1 protein-coding gene is annotated in these 1,234 nt (G+C 47.2%); it reads left to right on the top strand.

The genetic code is table 11. The features are described from left to right. The first annotated feature begins 65 nt into the window (after positions 1–65). Positions 66–1,216, top strand: a protein-coding gene (locus tag ACJY2G_RS25470; protein WP_112290390.1) for an IS3 family transposase whose coding sequence is annotated in 2 segments (ribosomal slippage) — positions 66–300 and positions 300–1,216 — 1,152 coding nt in all. Because the reading frame shifts where the segments join, the coding sequence is not laid out codon by codon here. Positions 1,217–1,234: the final 18 nt, after the last annotated feature.

The raw sequence follows: 1,234 nt of genomic DNA, 5'->3' as shown, positions 1-1,234 counted from the left end.
TGAATAGACCCGGGTTTCGTAGACACTTTTTTGCCTCATAATGGAGGCCTAATGAAGGAGTGTTTATGTCAGTCAAAACGTTCACAGAAGAATTCAAAATTGAAGCCGTAAAACAGATCACTGAGCAGGGGTACCCTGTGTCTGAGGTCTCCTCTCGACTTGGTGTATCCACTAATAGTCTTTACGCCTGGGTTAAGCGCTACCAGAAGCCCGAGCCGCAGCGTAAGCAGGACGATGCACTTCAGCATGAAGTAAAGCGCCTCAGGCAAGAACTTAAGCGAGTAACTGAAGAGCGGGATATCTTAAAAAAGGCCGCCGCGTACTTTGCAAGAACGTCAGGCTGAAGTACGCCTTCATTAAAAAAATGTCGTCCTTTTATGCTGTACGCAGGTTATGCCTGGTTCTTGGCCTCCATCACAGCGGTTATTACCAGTGGCTAAAGCGGCCTAAATCTTTGCGTACCCGGCAAGATGAACGGCAAACAGGCTTGATTAAACAACTGTGGCTTGAAAGCGGTACGGTTTACGGCTATCGAAAAATCTGGCTCGATATGAAAGATCTGGGTGAATGCGTCGGACGTAACAGGATCGCGCGCCTGATGAGGCTCGCTGAACTAGCATCTCAGACTGGATACCGAAAACGACGCTATTACGATGGCGGAAAGCCTTCTTTTGCCAGTCCAAATTACCTTGAACGCCAGTTCGTTGTCCCAACCCCAAATACGCATTGGGTGAGTGACATGACTTATATAAGGACGCATGAGGGTTGGCTGTATCTGGCTGTTGTTCTTGATCTCTTCTCACGCAGGGTTATCGGCTGGAGCATGGGCGGACGAATGACCGCTGAGTTAGTAATGGATGCATTATTGATGGCGGTATGGCGACGTAAACCAACGGCAGAAGTATTAATCCATTCAGATCAGGGCTCTCAATATACGAGCGAAAGATGTCAGCATTTTATGACAGCTCACAATTTAAAAAGCAGTATGAGTCGTCGGGGTAATTGCCATGACAACGCAGTGGCAGAAAGCTTTTTTCAGTTGCTAAAACGGGAACGCATAAAGAAACGGATCTATAAAAATAGGGAAGAAGCGAAGGCGGATATCTTCGATTATGTCGAGATGTTTTATAATGCTAAACGCCGCCACAGTGCCTGTGAGGATCAACCCCCTGCAGCTTATGAAAGTGCCTGGTTCATGAGGCACGGAACAGTCTAGGAAACTAGGGTCTATTCA

Source organism: Rahnella sp. ATs2, assembly GCF_051851855.1.
GTDB lineage: Bacteria > Pseudomonadota > Gammaproteobacteria > Enterobacterales > Enterobacteriaceae > Rahnella > Rahnella variigena.
This window is presented reverse-complemented; position numbering and strand designations above follow the sequence as displayed.